General features: G+C 57.6%; 16 protein-coding genes and 1 tRNA gene. 4 read left to right on the forward strand and 13 right to left on the reverse strand.

Features of this window, described 5'->3' with window-relative positions:
* Positions 1-90: 90 nt before the first annotated feature.
* Complete coding sequence (locus COL8621_RS02185; protein WP_093965693.1) at positions 91-1,251, forward strand: amidohydrolase; 1,161 nt, start codon at positions 91-93, stop codon at positions 1,249-1,251.
* 255 nt (positions 1,252-1,506) lie between these two features.
* Here the strand turns inward: COL8621_RS02185 and COL8621_RS02190 are convergent, their stop codons facing one another.
* From COL8621_RS02190 to COL8621_RS02215, 6 genes are all read right to left on the reverse strand, one after another.
* A complete protein-coding gene (locus COL8621_RS02190) occupies positions 1,507-2,280 on the reverse strand; it encodes a LamB/YcsF family protein (RefSeq protein WP_093965694.1) in 774 nt (257 codons plus the stop codon).
* A 1-nt stretch (position 2,281) separates the two neighbouring features.
* Complete coding sequence (locus COL8621_RS02195; protein WP_093965695.1) at positions 2,282-3,304, reverse strand: 5-oxoprolinase subunit C family protein; 1,023 nt, start codon at positions 3,302-3,304, stop codon at positions 2,282-2,284.
* Positions 3,301-4,014 (reverse strand): 5-oxoprolinase subunit B family protein, encoded by a 714-nt coding sequence (locus COL8621_RS02200; protein WP_093966873.1) that lies wholly within the window; start codon positions 4,012-4,014, stop codon positions 3,301-3,303. Before COL8621_RS02200 ends, COL8621_RS02195 begins: the two co-directional genes overlap by 4 nt.
* Before the next feature lie 23 nt (positions 4,015-4,037).
* Positions 4,038-5,333: a TRAP transporter large permease gene (locus tag COL8621_RS02205; protein WP_093965696.1), complete on the reverse strand. Its 1,296-nt coding sequence runs from the start codon at positions 5,331-5,333 to the stop codon at positions 4,038-4,040.
* An 11-nt stretch (positions 5,334-5,344) separates the two neighbouring features.
* On the reverse strand, positions 5,345-5,893 hold the full coding sequence (locus COL8621_RS02210) for a TRAP transporter small permease (RefSeq protein ID WP_093965697.1): 549 nt from the start codon (positions 5,891-5,893) through the stop codon (positions 5,345-5,347).
* 64 nt (positions 5,894-5,957) lie between these two features.
* Positions 5,958-6,929, reverse strand: coding sequence for a TRAP transporter substrate-binding protein (locus COL8621_RS02215; protein ID WP_093966874.1), 972 nt, complete (start codon positions 6,927-6,929; stop codon positions 5,958-5,960).
* 170 nt (positions 6,930-7,099) lie between these two features.
* Here COL8621_RS02215 and COL8621_RS02220 point away from each other — a divergent pair, with 170 nt between their 5' ends.
* On the forward strand, positions 7,100-7,621 hold the full coding sequence (locus COL8621_RS02220) for a winged helix DNA-binding protein (protein ID WP_093965698.1): 522 nt from the start codon (positions 7,100-7,102) through the stop codon (positions 7,619-7,621).
* 431 nt (positions 7,622-8,052) lie between these two features.
* Here the strand turns inward: COL8621_RS02220 and COL8621_RS02225 are convergent.
* The 7 genes from COL8621_RS02225 to COL8621_RS02255 all read right to left on the reverse strand — a co-directional run bounded on the left by COL8621_RS02225 (position 8,053) and on the right by COL8621_RS02255 (position 14,250).
* Positions 8,053-8,127, reverse strand: a tRNA-Gln gene (locus tag COL8621_RS02225).
* 93 nt (positions 8,128-8,220) lie between these two features.
* Entirely contained in the window at positions 8,221-9,054 is an 834-nt protein-coding gene (gene kdsA, locus COL8621_RS02230) for a 3-deoxy-8-phosphooctulonate synthase (protein ID WP_093965699.1), read from the reverse strand.
* Positions 9,055-10,686, reverse strand: coding sequence for a KpsE/RkpR family capsule polysaccharide export protein (locus tag COL8621_RS02235; protein WP_093965700.1), 1,632 nt, complete (start codon positions 10,684-10,686; stop codon positions 9,055-9,057).
* Positions 10,664-11,323, reverse strand: coding sequence for an ABC transporter ATP-binding protein (locus COL8621_RS02240; protein WP_093965701.1), 660 nt, complete (start codon positions 11,321-11,323; stop codon positions 10,664-10,666). The genes COL8621_RS02235 and COL8621_RS02240 overlap by 23 nt, the downstream gene beginning before the upstream one ends.
* A 205-nt stretch (positions 11,324-11,528) precedes the next feature.
* A complete protein-coding gene (locus COL8621_RS02245) occupies positions 11,529-12,806 on the reverse strand; it encodes a Na+/H+ antiporter NhaA (RefSeq protein WP_093965702.1) in 1,278 nt (425 codons plus the stop codon).
* Positions 12,807-12,875: 69 nt separating this feature from the next.
* Positions 12,876-13,913, reverse strand: coding sequence for a permease (locus COL8621_RS02250; protein WP_093965703.1), 1,038 nt, complete (start codon positions 13,911-13,913; stop codon positions 12,876-12,878).
* Positions 13,906-14,250, reverse strand: coding sequence for an ArsR/SmtB family transcription factor (locus COL8621_RS02255; protein ID WP_093965704.1), 345 nt, complete (start codon positions 14,248-14,250; stop codon positions 13,906-13,908). The genes COL8621_RS02250 and COL8621_RS02255 overlap by 8 nt, the downstream gene beginning before the upstream one ends.
* A 77-nt stretch (positions 14,251-14,327) precedes the next feature.
* Between COL8621_RS02255 and COL8621_RS02260 the strand changes: the two genes are divergently transcribed.
* Both COL8621_RS02260 and COL8621_RS02265 read left to right on the forward strand, forming a co-directional pair.
* Positions 14,328-14,933 carry a uracil-DNA glycosylase family protein gene (locus tag COL8621_RS02260; protein ID WP_093965705.1) on the forward strand — a complete coding sequence of 202 codons (606 nt, stop codon included), beginning with the start codon at positions 14,328-14,330 and terminating at the stop codon, positions 14,931-14,933.
* The gene (locus COL8621_RS02265; protein WP_093965706.1) at positions 14,926-15,717 is read left to right on the forward strand and encodes an SseB family protein; all 792 of its coding nucleotides are present in this window, start codon (positions 14,926-14,928) and stop codon (positions 15,715-15,717) included. The genes COL8621_RS02260 and COL8621_RS02265 overlap by 8 nt, the downstream gene beginning before the upstream one ends.
* The last annotated feature ends 3 nt before the right edge of the window (positions 15,718-15,720 follow it).

Consider the following 15,720-nt stretch of genomic DNA (forward strand, 5'->3'; position numbering starts at 1 on the left):
TTAAAATCTTCCACTAAGCCGTTTGATGTCTATCGGACAATTGTGAATTGATAGCGGCAACAAGACGCAAATTCGAAAGCACATAGAAACATGCTGACAAATAGTGATCTAGTTGAACTGACAAACTTTCGTCGTGCTCTTCACCGCCGCCCCGAAATCTCTGGCGAAGAAATAGAAACAGCAAGAACCATTGTTGAGGCGCTGAAGCCGATGTCGCCCACACGGATTGTGACTGGGCTGGGTGGACATGGTGTGGCAGCGGTCTTTGATAGTGGTCAAGACGGTCCGGCGGTTCTGTTTCGCGCTGAACTTGATGCCCTGCCTATTGAAGAGCGCAACGGCTCAATTGCGTGGCTTTCTGAAAGTCCTGGCAAGAGCCATGTCTGCGGCCATGATGGCCACATGACAATGCTGCTTGCGTTGGGGCGGATGATCTCGCGCAAGCCGGTCGCCAAAGGGCGCGTGATATTGATGTTTCAGCCTGCGGAAGAAGATGGAAGCGGTGCCAAAGCTGTCGTCGCGGATCCGGCCTTCGAAGACCTTAGACCAGATTGGGCCTTTGCCATCCATAATGAACCTGGAAGCCCATTTGGGTTTGTTTCGACTCGCATTGGGCTGATGAATTGCGCGTCCTTAGGGCTAAAGATCACGCTTAGCGGAAAAACGGCCCACGCCGCGGACCCGCAAGACGGTGTCTCACCTGCCTTGGCTGTCGCCAAACTAATCCCTGCACTTGATGCACTCGGTCACGGCGAAGGCGGACCACGCAATGACGATTTTCGCTTGGTGACAATCACCCATGCCAATATCGGTGAGCCGACTTTCGGAATTGCCCCCGGTGAAGCGGAAGTATTTGCAACTCTGCGCACGGCAGCTGACGCAAGCATCGAAAGTCTCGAGGACGCAGCGCGAGACCTTGCCGCTTCTGTGGCGAATGAATTCGGGCTGGGAGTCAGTTTTGATGTCCACGACCATTTCGCGGCTTCTGTAAATGACGCAGAGGCGTATGCAGTCGCAGTGAAGGCAATGGATGCAATCGGTGTCCCACATGGGGAAGAGAGCGTGCCAATGCGTGCATCCGAGGACTTCGGTGTATTTGGATGGAACGCAAAAGCCGCGATGTTGTGCCTGGGACCGGGCGAAGATCATGCTGCCTTACACAACCCGGATTACGATTTCCCCGATGACTTGATCCCAATCGGAAGTTCAATCTATGAACGCATCGTGCGCGATTTGCTGGGAAGCAAGTAGCGCTTTGCGAACGCCCGTTCTTGATGCAGCTGTTCGCTTCGATACGTTTAGAATGTTAACTTGGGTTCGAAGCTGCCGTTCTCCACATTGCAGCAAGTCCAGCATCCCTGGTGTGTCTGACCTCAGACAACCTATGTGGTCGCCCTGCCGGAATCTCAGCCCGTCTCAAGTATGGTGAAAGAGTTTATGGCCATCCTTCGCGAGACTGCTGCGTCTTTTGGCACAGATGGGGGGGCAGGGGGTGATACCGCTCTTCTAAACGGGTTGCCCTTCAAACTGCGCAAGGGTTACACCGCTATCGTGCAATTCACGGCGAACTTCGGCTGCAATGCGGACCGCTGTGGGGGTGTCACCGTGAAGGCAGATCGTATCAATACGCGTTTCGATGCGTTTGCCGCTTTCGGTGATTATGGCACCTTCGCGGACCATTTCGGCCATGCGGCGGCCTGCCTCGTCCGGGTCATGGATCACGGCACCGGGCAAGGCGCGATCGACCAAAGTTGCGTCATCGTTATAGGCCCGATCCGCAAAAATCTCGCAGGCAACCTTGCAGCCTAAGGCAGATGCGGCGCGTTGCTGGGCTGTGCCAGCCAAAACCATAATGATAATATCGGGGGCGATATCGAGTGCGGCTTCATAACAGGCCTTGGCCATCGCCTCATCCTCGGATGCCATATTTGCCATTGCGCCATGAAGTTTAAGATGGCGCACCGAGCTGCCAGCGGCCGCCGCCATCGCCTGAGCGGCACCCAGTTGATAACGCACAAGATTCTGAAGGGAACCAATAGCAAAGTTCATCCGCTGACGCCCGAACCCGTGCAGATCAGGAAAGCCCGGGTGCGCGCCGACGCCAACGCGCTTTTGCGCCGCCGCCTTCATTGTTGCGGCCATCACGTCCCAGTCGCCGGCATGAAATCCGCAGGCGACATTGGCGGAGGTCACGATATCCAGCAAGGCCGCGTCATCGCCCATTTTCCAAGCGCCATAGCTTTCGCCCATGTCGGCATTCAGATCGACCGTTTGTGCCATCCTAAACTCCTTCAATGTCTTCGTTTCCGGCGACCACTCCGCCGATCAGATTGTATGAAAGCAGATCGCGCATAAGACGCGGATCGCGGATCAACGGGCGGCAGTGCTTGCCCAGCTCTGCGCGCCGTTTGGCCTCTGCGCGCTCCATATCTACAGCCTCTTCCAGATCGACAAAGCGAAACCGCAGTTCGGCCCCTGCCGGTGCCTGTGCCACGCGTGGCAGATCGCAGGGCAGAACTGTGCCGATCCTAGGATAGCCGCCGGTGGTTTGGCATTCGACCATCAACACAAAGGGCATGCCATCGCCGGTGATCTGAATGTCGCCCGGCAACACAATTTCAGACACCACGTTGCGCCCGCCCTCGATGTGATATCCCCCGCCTTGAGGGGTCAACGCCACACCCATTCTGTTTGCCCGGGCGGCACGGTGCAGCGGTTCGGCTTGCAGGCGGTCTAGCTCGGCCTTGCCGAAAAGATGGGTTTGAAAGCTGGGGGTGAGGCGAACCGCACCGCCGTGAAAGCGGTCTTCAGGTTCTATCATCCTGTTTGTTTCGCTTCCCACGTCGGTGCCAATGGCCAGCGTATCGCCATCCTGTAACAGCGTGCCGATTCCGGCGGCGAGGTGCGCGGACGCGGCACCCAAAAACGGGTCTGCAGCAAACCCGCCGCCAACATGCAAATAACCGTAACAGCCCGCCGTGGCGGCACCAATGGACAAACGCGCACCAGCAGGCAACCGGTGCGACGCGTTCCACACCACCGCCTCGCCGTCGATTGTTGCACGCATGGGCGCGCCCGTAAGTGCGATGCGCATGTCCTCGTTGGCCTGAAATTCCCCGCCCAACGCTGCCATTTCCAGCGCAAGCGTATCGGCAGGCTGACCAAGCAACGCTGCGCCTTCGGCCAGCGCCAGCCTGTCTGCTGCCCCACCGCGCGACAAGCCAAGAGCCAACTGGCCGGGGCGCCCCATGTCCTGCAATGTCATGCTGGGGCCGGCGCGTAAGATCGACAGTTTGGCGCTCATTTGATCATCTCGTAGGTTGCGCCGCCGTCGGGATCGCTGCGCATGTTGTTCAATGACGCGGCATCCGTGGCGATGAACTGCACCTCGTCACCGGGCCGCAAAAGGATCGGTTCGTCCGCCTTGGGTTGGAACAGGTTGATTGCCGTCTGGCCGACATGCTGCCAGCCAGTCGGCGCAGAAACACCAAACAGCACGAATTGCCGGATCGCCACGACCAAAGCACCTTGCGGGACGCGGTCCGTCAATTGGCTTTGGCGGGGAATGTCCCAGACTTCCGGCAACTCACCAAGATAGGGCTGACCGGGCGAAAAGCCGAGCGCCTGCACCCGCACGCGCGCGTCTGATAGAGAGGTGACCGCCTCGGCTTCGCTCATCCCCGCTGCCGCGGCGGCCTGCGCAAGTTGCGGGGCCAGATCGGTGCCATAAACTGTTGGAATGCGCCAAAACCGCCGCCCCTCCGGCAAGACCGCGTCGAACCAGTTGCGGCGTTTCAAAAGGGTTTCCACCTTGGCTTGCAACACGTCGTGCGGCAGGTGCAAAGGGTCAAAGCGGACGAAACAAGACACTAGTGTTGATGATGTTTCCTCGACCCCGTCCCAACCTTCGGCCTCGACTGCAGCACGAAAGGCCAATGCGGCACGGTTGGCAGGTTCGCTTAATTTGTCACCAAAGCTGATCAACAGACCGTCCACACCGCCGGTGCGGATCATGGGGAATTCAGGTGTTGGATAGGTCACATCTGCTCCGGCAGGTATGTCACGATAGAGGGAAAGATTATGATCATCACCAATGCGACGATCATCAAAAAGAAAAACGGCAGTGCAGCACGGGCGACAGTCAGGATATCGCGCCCCGTCAGCGATTGTAGCACGAAGAGGTTGAAGCCCACCGGCGGGGTGATCTGGCTCATCTCGACTACGATCACCAGAAAGATGCCAAACCACAGCGGGTCAATTCCGGCCTGCTGCACCATCGGCATAATGACCGAGGCGGTCAGCACCACAACCGAAATCCCGTCAAGGAAACAGCCAAGGATCACGAAGAACACGGTCAGCGCGGCCAGCAGGGTAAAGGTCGACAGACCAAGCCCGCCGATCCATTCGGCAAGGCTACGGGGGATGCCGGTAAAGCCCATGGCAACGGTAAGGAAAGACGCACCCGCAAGGATGAAGCCGATCATGCAGGACGTCACAGTTGCGCCCATCAAGCCATCAACAAAGCTCGCACGGGTCAGCGTGCCGGAACTCCATGACAGGATCAGCGCCAGCACGACCCCGACGGCCGCGGCATCCGTGGGCGAGGCGATGCCAGCATAGATCGAGCCGATAACCCCGCCGATCAGTAGCATGACCGGAAGCAAACGACGGGAGCGACGCAGCTTTTCGCGGAAAGTGGCAGAGATATCTTCCATGGGGAGGGTGTCGCGGTTCAACATGGCCCAGATGGCGACATATCCCACGAAGAGGGTCACCAGTAAGACACCTGGAAGAACGCCGGCGATAAACAGCCGCGCGATGGATTGTTCGGTCGCCACGCCATAAACGATTAGGATGATCGACGGCGGGATCAGCAGCCCCAGCGTCGCCGATCCGGCCAGCGTCCCGATCACCATCTTTTCAGGATAGCCGCGTCGCGACAGTTCAGGGATCGAAAGTTTGCCGATGGTGGCGGCCGTTGCCGCCGATGATCCGGACACCGCAGCGAAGATCCCGCAGGCAAAGACGTTGACGTGCAAAAGCTGCCCCGGCAGGCGGTTCATCCACGGCGAAAGCCCGGTGAACATGTCATCGCTGAGGCGCGATCGGAATAGGATTTCACCCATCCAGATGAACAGCGGCAGCGCGGCCAAAGCCCAAGAGTTCGAATGCCCCCACATGGTCGTCGCCATGACAAGGCCGAGCGGCGCATCAGTGAACAGCGCCATGGCGGCGATGCCCACACCCAGCAGCGAAAGGGCAACCCAAAGCCCCGCGCCAAGGAAGGCAAAAAGAAGGACAATAAGAATGACCGAAAGGACGGCAACAGACATGGCTCAGGCTCCTATTCGCTCAGCAGGTTTTCGCCCTTGCCGTCCCAAGACGCCGGACGACCGCGCAAAAGGCCGACCAGTTCGTCGAGCAGGGCAATGGTGAGTATGATCAGGCCAAGCGCGACCGGCAGTTGCGGCAGCCAGAGCGGAACAGAGACCATGCCGGATGACCGGTCTCCAAATTCAAAAGACTCGTAGACCAGCAGGATGATATACCAGCTCGCGTAGGCGCTCATCCCCAGAGCAATAGCGACGACGATGATTTCAACGCCGCGCTGAGCCCGCGCCGACAGGCGGCTCAGCAGCAGCGTTACGCGGATATGCCCGCCTTCCCGCAACGCATAGGCCAGCGCAAGAAAGGTAGAAGCGGCCAAAAAGAAGCCGGTGAAATCAGCATAAGACGGGATCGTCAGCCCAAGGCCGGTTCCGGTAATCACGGCGGCGATCTTGTCTGCAAGGTTAAGGCAGACCTGCACGAAGACTACGGCCACGATGGCCACAATGAATGCCGCAGCCAGCCCGCCGGCTGTTCGGTAGAGATTGTCTAAGGCTTTTCGCATTACCGCCTCCTTACAGGTAAGGGATGAGTTAGGCCGGGCGCGGTGGTGCGCCCGACCTGCAGGGTTACTGACCGTAGGCGCTCAGAAGCGCGGCACCGGCGTCGCCTGCTTCGGCGGTCCAGTTTTCCAGCATTTGCGCACCAATCTCGCGCAGCCCTGTCATCAGCTCTTCGGAGGGTTCGACAACGATGATGCCGTTTTCAGCCAGAACCGCAGTCTGTGCCTCGGTTTCGGCACGGCTCATTTCCCAGCCGCGGGCTTCTGCGGCGGCGGCTGCTTCAAGAACGGCGGCCTGGGTGGCGTCGTCCAGACGGCGGAAAGAACGGGTGTTCACCACCACGACGTTTTTCGGGATCCAGGCCTGAATGTCAGTGTAGTGGGTCAGGAAGTCCCAAGCCTTGGAGTTCACGCCGGTTGAGGGGGAGGTGATCATTGCCTCAACACGTCCGGTGCTGAAGGCCTGCGGAATATCCGGATTTTCGACCTGCGTCGGCGCTGCGCCTGCGAGGTTGGCGAATTCTTCGAGGGTGGCGTTATAGGTGCGGAACTTCAGCCCTGCGAGGTCTTCGACCGAGGTGATCTCGTTGTTGGTATAAAGCCCCTGCGGCGGCCATGGCACCGAATAGAGCACCATCATGCCCTGTTTTGCCAGCAACTCGGAAATAGCATCCTTCTGGGCGGCCCAGAGCCTTTCTGCGTCATCGTAGTTTGTCGCAAGGAAAGGCAGCGAATCCGCGCCAAAGGCCGGGTCTTCATTGGCCAGAAGCGACAGGAAAAACTCGCCAATGGGCACCTGACCGCTGCGCACCGCTCTGCTGATTTCGGGGTGCTTAAAGAGCGATGCCGCCGAATGGACGTTGATTTCGAGCGCGCCATCTGTGGCAGCGGCTACATCAGAGGCAAATTCGGTGATGTTGACTGTGTGGAAGGTCGCGTCTGGGTAAGGTGTCGGCATATCCCAGGTTTCAGCCTGGGCACTGATGGCCAGACCCGCCAGAGCGGCGGCAGTTCCGCCAAGAATTCGTGAAATGAGCATCGTGGTCTCCCTGCTTTTGTTGGATGCAAGCAAGGTTGCATTACGTTTACATTTCGTCAACGTTTTATAATTGTCGACTGCGGGCGCGAGTTGTGACTGTTGAAATAGTAAGAAAATATCGACATCATATGCGAAAAATATCAGCGATTTGCACATGAAGAGGGCTCGAAATGACTGACAAAACCACCGCTGACCGTCGAATCGTCTCCTCCCGGCATCTGGCCGAAGGCGATGGCTGGGAACTTTCAGAGCTTGAGTTTGGTCTGATCGTGGGCTTCAACGCCTTCTCGCGATGGGTCACACGCTGCATGGCTGCTGCGGGCCAGCCCGACCTCAGCCCGCTCGAAATTCTGATCCTGCATAACGTCAACCACCGGGACAGGGACAAGCGGCTCTCTGACATCAGCTTTCTGCTCAACATCGAAGACGGCCATACGGTGAACTATGCCCTGCGCAAATTGCTTAAGGCCGGACTGCTGGTTTCGGAGAAGAGGGGCAAGGAAGTATTCTACCGCACTTCGGCAGAGGGGATCGCGCTGTGCAAAGCCTACCGCGATGTGCGGCGGCAATGTCTACTGGAAGGGCTGTCACCCACGGATATGAGCGGCGCTGAGCTGCGCGAACTGGCCCGTATGCTGCGCGCACTGTCGGGCCACTACGACCAAGCCAGCCGCGCAGCCGCATCGCTTTGAAATCGCAGTTCGCGCCAGCATCGAGACCGGACCTGCCTTCGTCTTCGAGGGGCACTCACCGTGTATTTCGATCGTCCGATTGGCTTTTCGCGCTCCAAACAGCAGCCGGTTCGGAATTTTTCGCAACGGCGGTGAACTGACCGGACCCCGACCTTCGAACTTTTGCTTCCGCCTGAAGCTAGTGTTTGCAGTCAATGTCGGCTTGTTCGTCGGGCAAAACTGTTTTCGCGCATCGCCGCGAATGACGGCTCTTCGTCCTGGGGGCCGGATTCAGAGCCTCCAGACCTCATGCACCGATGCAGTTCTTGGAAACTAGAAAAACAGCCAACTAGGCTGAAACCCACCCGTCAAAACCGCCAAATTTGGTAAAAGGTGCGGTCTGACCCGGCAGAAGTTGCGTTTCAAGCCGGACGACACAGAAATTTTGAAAGTGGCTGGGGTGGTAGGATTCGAACCTACGGTACACGCTACCAAAAAGCGTTGCCTTACCACTTGGCTACACCCCAACTGTGGGCGGTTAATTACGCCGGACTGGCCGGCTCTTCAAGCCCCATTTCAACAAAAATTTCATGCAAGCGTAACTATCTTCAAATGACTGTTCACAGCCGGATCGGATGCGCCTTGGCCAGCGTGTCAAAGGCCATAAGCGTTTCGACCAATGCCGACATCTGATCCAGCGGGATCATGTTCGGACCATCGGATGGCGCGGTATCTGGCGCTTCGTGGGTTTCAATGAACACCGCAGCGATTCCCAACGATACGGCGCAGCGCGCCATGACCGGTGCGAATTCGCGCTGGCCACCGGATGCCCCGCCAAGTCCGCCGGGTTGCTGCACCGAATGGGTCGCGTCCATAACCACCGGATACCCGGTCTTCATCATTGTCGGAAGGCTGCGCATGTCTGCAACCAAAGTGTTGTACCCAAAAGAGGTGCCGCGTTCCGTCAGCAAAATTCGCTTGTTTCCCGTCGCTTCGACTTTGGTCACAACATTTTCCATGTCCCATGGGGCAAGGAACTGGCCCTTTTTGATGTTGATCACCGCGCCGGTTTCACCTGCGGCAACCAAAAGGTCAGTTTGACGGCAAAGGAAGGCAGGGATTTGCAGGATGTCGACAACTTCGGCCACCGGCGCGCACTGCTCGGGAGAGTGGATGTCGGTCAACAGGGGCACATCCAACGCTTTTTTGACACCAGCAAGGATGTCCAGCCCGGCCTCCATGCCGACACCACGTTTGCCGGAAAGAGAGGTGCGGTTGGCCTTGTCATAAGACGCCTTGAAGACAAAGCCTGCGCCAACTGCCGCGCACGCCTCTTTCATGGTGCCAGCGATCATTTGGGCATGATCGGCACTTTCAAGTTGGCAAGGTCCGGCGATAACCGTCAGCGGATGGTCGTTGCCGATGGTCAGCGAGCCGATTTGTACGTCATTCATTTAGCCGGATACCTGTTCTCTGAGGATGGATGCAGTCAGCGATATCATCAGGTATATGCCGCCGAAGATCAGAAACGCCAGAAGCGTATTTTCAAATGCGCGCGGATATGTCGGTTCGTCGGGTGCGATGGGGATCACGCCCAGTTCAAGATACCGGACCTGACGGTTCGCTTCGATCCGCGCGGTTTCAACCTGTTGCAATGCCTGTTGCAGCAACAACTGACGGTTCGCCAATTCGGCCTCAGCAATGCGCAGCTCTGCCGAAATGCGGGCCAAAGATTCCGTGCCGGTGGTGCTTTCGGTCATTGACGCGCGAAGCTCTTCAACAAGGTTTTCAAGCCGCTTAACGTCACCGCGGACGCCATCAACACGGGCTTTGTTGGGGCGTGCGTTATCAAGCAACTGATCAAGCTGAAGCCGCTTTTCGCGAAGTTGGCTTTCAAAAGAGGTGATCTGCCCCATCAGCGCACTTGTTTCAGACACCGGGTCAAGCACGCCCAGCTTTTCCTGAAGCTCTAACACCCGGTTTTGGGCATCGGTCATACGCTCTTCCGCGCGCTCATAGCTGCCAATCGCGCCTTCCATCTGATCGCCGCGCAACCGTTGGGTCAGGCTGTCGACGCGTTCTTCGGCGTATGAAATGAGGGCTTTTGAAAACGCAGCAGAGGTTTCCGGGTCGGCCGCGACAACCTCCATCTTCATGATGCCTTCGGTTGGATCATAGCCGATTTTTACGTTTTTCTTATAGACCTTATAGGCCGCTTCGCGGCTGGCATCAGCATCCAGTTTTTGGATGGGGTCGATGTGATCTTGGCTGAAATGATCGCGAAAACCCAGATCATCATCCAAGCGCCGCATGGCATCACGCGATTCCAGATAGCTTTGCACCGTGATCGAATCCTGCTGCACGGCCAGCCCCGTTCCCGCGAACATGCTGCCCAGCCCGCCACCAAGCGAGCTTTCGGCCTGTTGAATGACGAATTCGGATTTCGTTGCATACATCGGCGTCGCGATCGCAAAGTAGTAATACCCAGCAAGCAAACCGGGCAGAAATACAAACGCGAACAGGCGCGATAGCATAAGGAAGAAACGCCGCCGCCTGCGCCGCGCGATGTCTTGTTGGATGCGATAAACCTGATCCGCAGCCGAAGGCGGTTTGCCAACTTCGGTCGATGGCAGATTGTCTTTTCGATCTTGCGGAACGGTTTGCGGCAGCTTGGGCTTAGCCTCTTCCGTGGTGGTCTGATCCGTGGTTGCCAGTTCTAGCAGGTTTGCCTTCTGGAAGGGGTCAATGCCTTGTTTGCGAAGCTGGCGGACCGCATCAAAATCGGACGTGGGGGAAAGCCCATGTTTTTGGGCCACCCGGCGTGCCATACGCAATTGGCGCCCGGTCAGCCCCTCTTTGCGGATATCTGCGATTTCGGCATCAACACGGGGTTCATCCGTTTTAGGAAGCCGGTCCGTTTCTGACAGCTTTTTCAGTTCGGGTTCTTGTGCCGCTGTTGGGAATTTCTTGTCGCCAAAGCCGTCGTCAACCGGCTGCTGCGCCACATTTGCGGCGGCAGTGGTTCCACCAGCAGGTGGCGGGTTCCGACGAGCGCGGTACTTTTTAGCCCTGGGTTTGGTAGTCATACAGCGCTTTCGCCTCTTCCAGCGTGTCAAACATATGCAATTGGCCGTCTTTCAAGACAGCCGCAGATCGGCAGAACTTTTCAAGCGTCGCGGCCTGATGTGACACGACGATAATTGTGCTTTTTTCCAACCGTTCGCGCAGGATGCCACCTGCTTTCTTGTTGAATTCGACATCTGTCGTCGAAGGCATACCTTCGTCAATTAGATAGATGTCGAACTCCAATGCCAAGAGCAGCGAAAAGCAGAAACGAGCTTTCATCCCCGAACTGTAGGTGCCCACGGGCATATCGAAGTATTCTTCCAGCCCGCACATCCAGCGCGAGAATGCTTCGACATAGTCGGGGTCTAGCCCGTAAAGCTGTGCGATATAGCGGGCGTTTTCCCGCCCAGTGTGCCGCCCAACAACGCCGCCCATAAAGCCCAGCGGGAAAGAGATGCGGCTGGTACGGGTAATGGTGCCTTCATCGGGCTTTTCCAGCCCAGCCATCATATTGATCAGGGTCGTTTTGCCGGTGCCGTTCGGGGCCAGAATGCCAAGCGAGTTGCCCAATTCCACGCGGAAAGACACGCGATCAAGAATAACCTTGCGCTGCGTCCCCGTCCAAAAGGATTTGCTGACGTCCCTAAACTCTATCATTCACTCGCCTTGGCGCTGCCCATCGCCGCTTTATTACCGTTTTGTGTTCGACGTTTCCGGTAAAACAACACTACTCATACATCTAGACTTCATTATGTCGGATGCGTTTCTCAATTTTCAATGAAGATTGGGGGGCGTGCACGGGCAAACTGCACGCGGTTTTCCCCGGCAATGCTATTCTTAGCTTGCCGGGGAAAGGTTTTGATTAGGCGTCCTGCTTTTCGATCCGCAGAATGCGGCCCGCAACGATTGCGATGATCGCTGCGGCAAAGCTGAACAATGCACCCATTTTAGCAGCATCCTGAACACGGACACCTTCCAGATGCACTGTTCCGTCAAACGCAACAGAGGCGATGAACAACGAGACCGTAAAGCCGATGGCGGAAACGCAGCCGATGACAAACAGGTCAGACGTGCGCATTCCGGCAGGCAGGCCAAGACGCATAGGATGCGCCGCGATGTAGCCAAAGATCATCACGCCAAGCGGTTTACCAATCAGCAGACCAGCCAGAACCAGCCATGTTGGCGACCCGATGGACGAGAATTCAACACCGGCATTCAACAAGCCGAAGAGGAACAGGATCAGCTCTACGAAGTGCTTCAGCGAGTGTTCGATCTGGTTCAGAAGGTCGGTCAGATACTGCTCTGCCTCAGAGAAGATACCGAAGGCGCGGTCCGCATGTGGGATCGTCGGAACAATCGGCAGCAGACCCAGCGCTGGGTGAATGCCAGCCTCTTGGAAGCCGTACCAGCTTAGCGCGCCAGCGATCAGGTAGGGCCAGAACGACAGGTATTTGCGGATCCAGCTGGATTTCGTGCGCAGTTGATCGCCCTTGTCCAACTGACGTGGAAGCCAGTTAAACAGAACAAACACGGTAATTGCGGCACCCAGTGAAAGCAGCAGCCATTCAGGCGCAAGCTCTGCCGACGGATAGAAGATCGCCAGAATGATCAGGCCAGCAGCATCATCTGCGATGGCCAGCAGCAGCAGGAACCGGACAGCAGGGTGGCCTGCGCCGAACACGATGCGTCCGACAAGATAGGAAAACGCGATGTCGGTTGCCGTTGGGATCGCCCAGCCGCGGCTCACCGCGTTATAGGTTTCAGAGCCCAAAATTGCGGCAAGGCCAAGATATACGGTAATCGGTCCGACCATTCCGCCAAGTGTGGCAATCAACGGGGTCGCAGCCTTTTTGCCGCGCAAAGAGCCGTTCTTCAGAATGACCGCTTCCCAGACTTCTTTTGCGGCAATCGCAAAGAAGAATGCCATCAGCACGTCGTTCACAAGATAATGCAGGGTCAAAGTTCGGTGTATATGACCTTCAACCTCGTGCGCGTGGCCGATGATGAAGTCGTCGATCAGTATGAATTCGACGAAGTCATGATACGAGTGTGCATCAACGTTGACCCAAACCAGTGCGATTAACGCGCCGAGTATCAGCAACAGCGAATAGTTGGTTACAAAATCCCATACGCGATACATGCATATTCCCCGTGGTTTTCCGCGTTGAAATAGTGCATGCGAAAAGGGGGGGCAACCTTCGCATGGCTGTTAGGCGGCGACGCTCCAAATTACGCCCGCAATTATCGCTCCGATCATGGCAAATCCGATGTACGCGGCGAAAACTTTGGGCTTAACCAGCGCCCATACCGCGATTGCGGCGGGAATGCAGCTTACCCCACCTGCCAGAACGAAGGACATTGCCGCGCCGTCGCTCATGCCTTGTTGCAGCAAGCTGTCAACCAGAGGCACCGCCGCGAAGCCGTTCAGATAGGCAGGGGCGCCCACAAGTGCGCCCAGCAGGATCGGGCGCAGCCCATCACCGCCCAGCACATTGGCGATCAACTCGGCCGGGACGTAGTGCAGCATCAGCGCTTCGATCATATAGGCAAGCAACAGCCACTTCCCTAAGAACATTGCGTTTTCGATCACGGTTGTGCGGAACGTTTTGCGCCGGGAATCTTCTTTCCAGAAGGCCCAGACAGGTTTCCCACTAAACGGGGAGGGGCCGCACCCACAGCTGCCACAGCTGGATTTTTGCGGTTTCAGAGGATCGCTGAATATCGCCGTTCGGGAAAGAGCACTTGTCGAAAGCCCGCCGAACAGCCCGATGCCAACCGCAGCAAGCGTTTTCGCAATCGCGAAGTCAAAGCCAAGTGTGCCCGACGTTACAAGGAACATCGCCGGGTCCATCAATGGCGAGGCAAGCCAAAATGCCATGACCGCAGACAGTGGCGCGCCGACAGCCAACATTGCCGCGATGAACGGAATCACCTCGCACGAGCAAAAGGGCGAAAGCCCGCCCATTGCGGCGGCCAGAAGGATCATGCGCGTTTCGCGCCCTTCAAAGGCTTTCGCCAAAAGGGCTTCGGCCCCAGTCGCCTTAAGATACCCAACGGCCAATACTGCAAAGACGATGAACACGCCGGTATGGGCAATGGCACCTGCGGCGAAGGTCAGGGTCGGCCACAGCTGAGCCATGTCGAATATGGCTATGGCGACGGGGATCAAAAGGATCGCAAGCCAAGCCTTGTCAGTTCGCCGCCAAAGTGCGGGAAGCCGCGCGGGTGTCAGGGAAGCATCAGTCATGGGTATGCCCTTCATGCGGCTTGTCGGCATCGGCACAGCATTCTGACAACAAGAAGCGCGATAGGGCCTCCATCTCGTCATAGGCGGCGGCAATGCAGATGATGGAACGGCCCTGGCGAGCCTGCGTAACCAACCCGGCTTGGGTCAGGATCTTCATGTGGTGCGTCAGCGTGGAGCCTGTGACACCGCTTCGGTTGCCTAGTTCGCCAATCGGCAAACCGTTGGGGCCTGCGCGTACCAGACAGCGCAGCACCAAGAGGCGCTGTTCGGATCCAAGTGCCGCAAATGTGGATGCGGCACGGGCGAGGGTTGCGTCATCAAGCTCTGAGTGTTTCATATTTTTATATTTCTAGAAATATCGAAATGAGTCAACCGATATTTGGAAATCCCACCGAAAGTGGTTAAGTCAGGCCCATGTCCGCCCCACTGGAAACCCTAAAGACAGAGCTTTCGGCCTGTGCCCTGTGTGCTGATCGTTTCGCGCAAACGGCCACTGCCCACAGGCCCCGTCCGGTTTTGTGGTTTCAGCCCGGTGCGCGCATCTTGGTGGCGGGGCAGGCGCCGGGGATGCGGGTTCATAAGGCGGGCAAGCCGTTCTTTGACCCTTCGGGTGATCGCCTGCGTGATTGGATGGGCTTGGACGAGGCGCAGTTTTACGACCAATCGCGTGTCGCTGTCTTGCCCATGGCGTTTTGCTTTCCCGGCTATGACGCAAAAGGGGCTGACCTGCCGCCGCCGAAGATTTGCACAACCACATGGCATGACCGCATCGTGCCGGAACTGGGGGATGTGCCGTTGACGTTGCTTATCGGTGGATACGCCCAGAAATACTTTTTAAAGGCTGGGGCAAAGGGCGGTGTCACCCGCACGGTTGACCGCTGGCGCGAACATGCGCCGCGCGTCTTTCCCTTGCCGCACCCGTCGTGGCGGAATACGGGATGGCTAAAGAAAAACCCGTGGTTCGCATCGGAACTGCTGCCCGAACTGCGCGCACGCGTGAAAGAGGTGATGGATGACTAACGAAACCCCGCTGGATCATGCGCATATGGCGATGGAGGCCGCACCGGGCGACGACGCCATGCGCCTGCGCTTCTTTGAGCGGTTGGCCGATTGCGAACTTTTCATGCTGCTGGTTGCAGAACCTGAAGGGGATAACATCACCCCACAGGTGTTCGAACTTGAAGGCGGGTCATTCATTTTGGTCTTTGACCGCGAAGAACGCTTGGCCGAATTCGTGGGCGACACGGCCCCCTATGCGGCGTTGTCGGGCCGCGTGATTGCCAACATGTTAGAGGATCAGGGCATTGGCCTTGGTGTGAACCTTGGCGTCGCCCCATCGTCGATCCTTATCCCGGCAGAGGCTGTCAGCTGGCTGGCCGTGACCCTTTCCCAACGCCCGACCGAGGTAGAGGCCTCGCCGGTTGAAATCACAGCCCCCGCTGGCATTCCCGACTTTTTGCTGACGGCGCTGGACACCAAGATGGCGACCGCGGCGGGGCTTGCCCCGTTGGCCTACCTTGTCGGCGTAACATATGAGGGCGGACAGCACGGGCATATGCTTGCCTTTGTCGGTGCGGTTCCGGGTGCCGAAAACGCCTTGGCCCAAGCCGCGAACGAGGCGCTGACCTTCAGTGGGATCGAAGCGGGCGCGATTGATGTGGCGTTCTTTAGTGCAACTGACCCTATGGCCGCCCGGTTGGCTCGTGTCGGGTTGCGGTTTGATTTGCCAGATCTGCACCAAACGACACCAAGCGGGCCGTCGGCCCCCGGAATGGACCCGAACAAGCCGCCAAAGCTGCGCTAGGGC

Source organism: Actibacterium lipolyticum, assembly GCF_900184935.1.
GTDB lineage: Bacteria > Pseudomonadota > Alphaproteobacteria > Rhodobacterales > Rhodobacteraceae > Actibacterium_A > Actibacterium_A lipolyticum.

Bases quoted from the DNA above. Each gene is read 5' to 3' on its own strand.
- COL8621_RS02185 (WP_093965693.1), top strand. From the start codon at position 91: ATGCTGACAAATAGTGATCTAGTTGAACTGACAAACTTTCGTCGTGCT.
- COL8621_RS02190 (WP_093965694.1), bottom strand. From the start codon at position 2,280: ATGGCACAAACGGTCGATCTGAATGCCGACATGGGCGAAAGCTATGGC.
- COL8621_RS02195 (WP_093965695.1), bottom strand. From the start codon at position 3,304: ATGAGCGCCAAACTGTCGATCTTACGCGCCGGCCCCAGCATGACATTG.
- COL8621_RS02200 (WP_093966873.1), bottom strand. From the start codon at position 4,014: ATGATCCGCACCGGCGGTGTGGACGGTCTGTTGATCAGCTTTGGTGAC.
- COL8621_RS02205 (WP_093965696.1), bottom strand. From the start codon at position 5,333: ATGTCTGTTGCCGTCCTTTCGGTCATTCTTATTGTCCTTCTTTTTGCC.
- COL8621_RS02210 (WP_093965697.1), bottom strand. From the start codon at position 5,893: ATGCGAAAAGCCTTAGACAATCTCTACCGAACAGCCGGCGGGCTGGCT.
- COL8621_RS02215 (WP_093966874.1), bottom strand. From the start codon at position 6,929: ATGCTCATTTCACGAATTCTTGGCGGAACTGCCGCCGCTCTGGCGGGT.
- COL8621_RS02220 (WP_093965698.1), top strand. From the start codon at position 7,100: ATGACTGACAAAACCACCGCTGACCGTCGAATCGTCTCCTCCCGGCAT.
- kdsA (WP_093965699.1), bottom strand. From the start codon at position 9,054: ATGAATGACGTACAAATCGGCTCGCTGACCATCGGCAACGACCATCCG.
- COL8621_RS02235 (WP_093965700.1), bottom strand. From the start codon at position 10,686: ATGACTACCAAACCCAGGGCTAAAAAGTACCGCGCTCGTCGGAACCCG.
- COL8621_RS02240 (WP_093965701.1), bottom strand. From the start codon at position 11,323: ATGATAGAGTTTAGGGACGTCAGCAAATCCTTTTGGACGGGGACGCAG.
- COL8621_RS02245 (WP_093965702.1), bottom strand. From the start codon at position 12,806: ATGTATCGCGTATGGGATTTTGTAACCAACTATTCGCTGTTGCTGATA.
- COL8621_RS02250 (WP_093965703.1), bottom strand. From the start codon at position 13,913: ATGACTGATGCTTCCCTGACACCCGCGCGGCTTCCCGCACTTTGGCGG.
- COL8621_RS02255 (WP_093965704.1), bottom strand. From the start codon at position 14,250: ATGAAACACTCAGAGCTTGATGACGCAACCCTCGCCCGTGCCGCATCC.
- COL8621_RS02260 (WP_093965705.1), top strand. From the start codon at position 14,328: ATGTCCGCCCCACTGGAAACCCTAAAGACAGAGCTTTCGGCCTGTGCC.
- COL8621_RS02265 (WP_093965706.1), top strand. From the start codon at position 14,926: ATGACTAACGAAACCCCGCTGGATCATGCGCATATGGCGATGGAGGCC.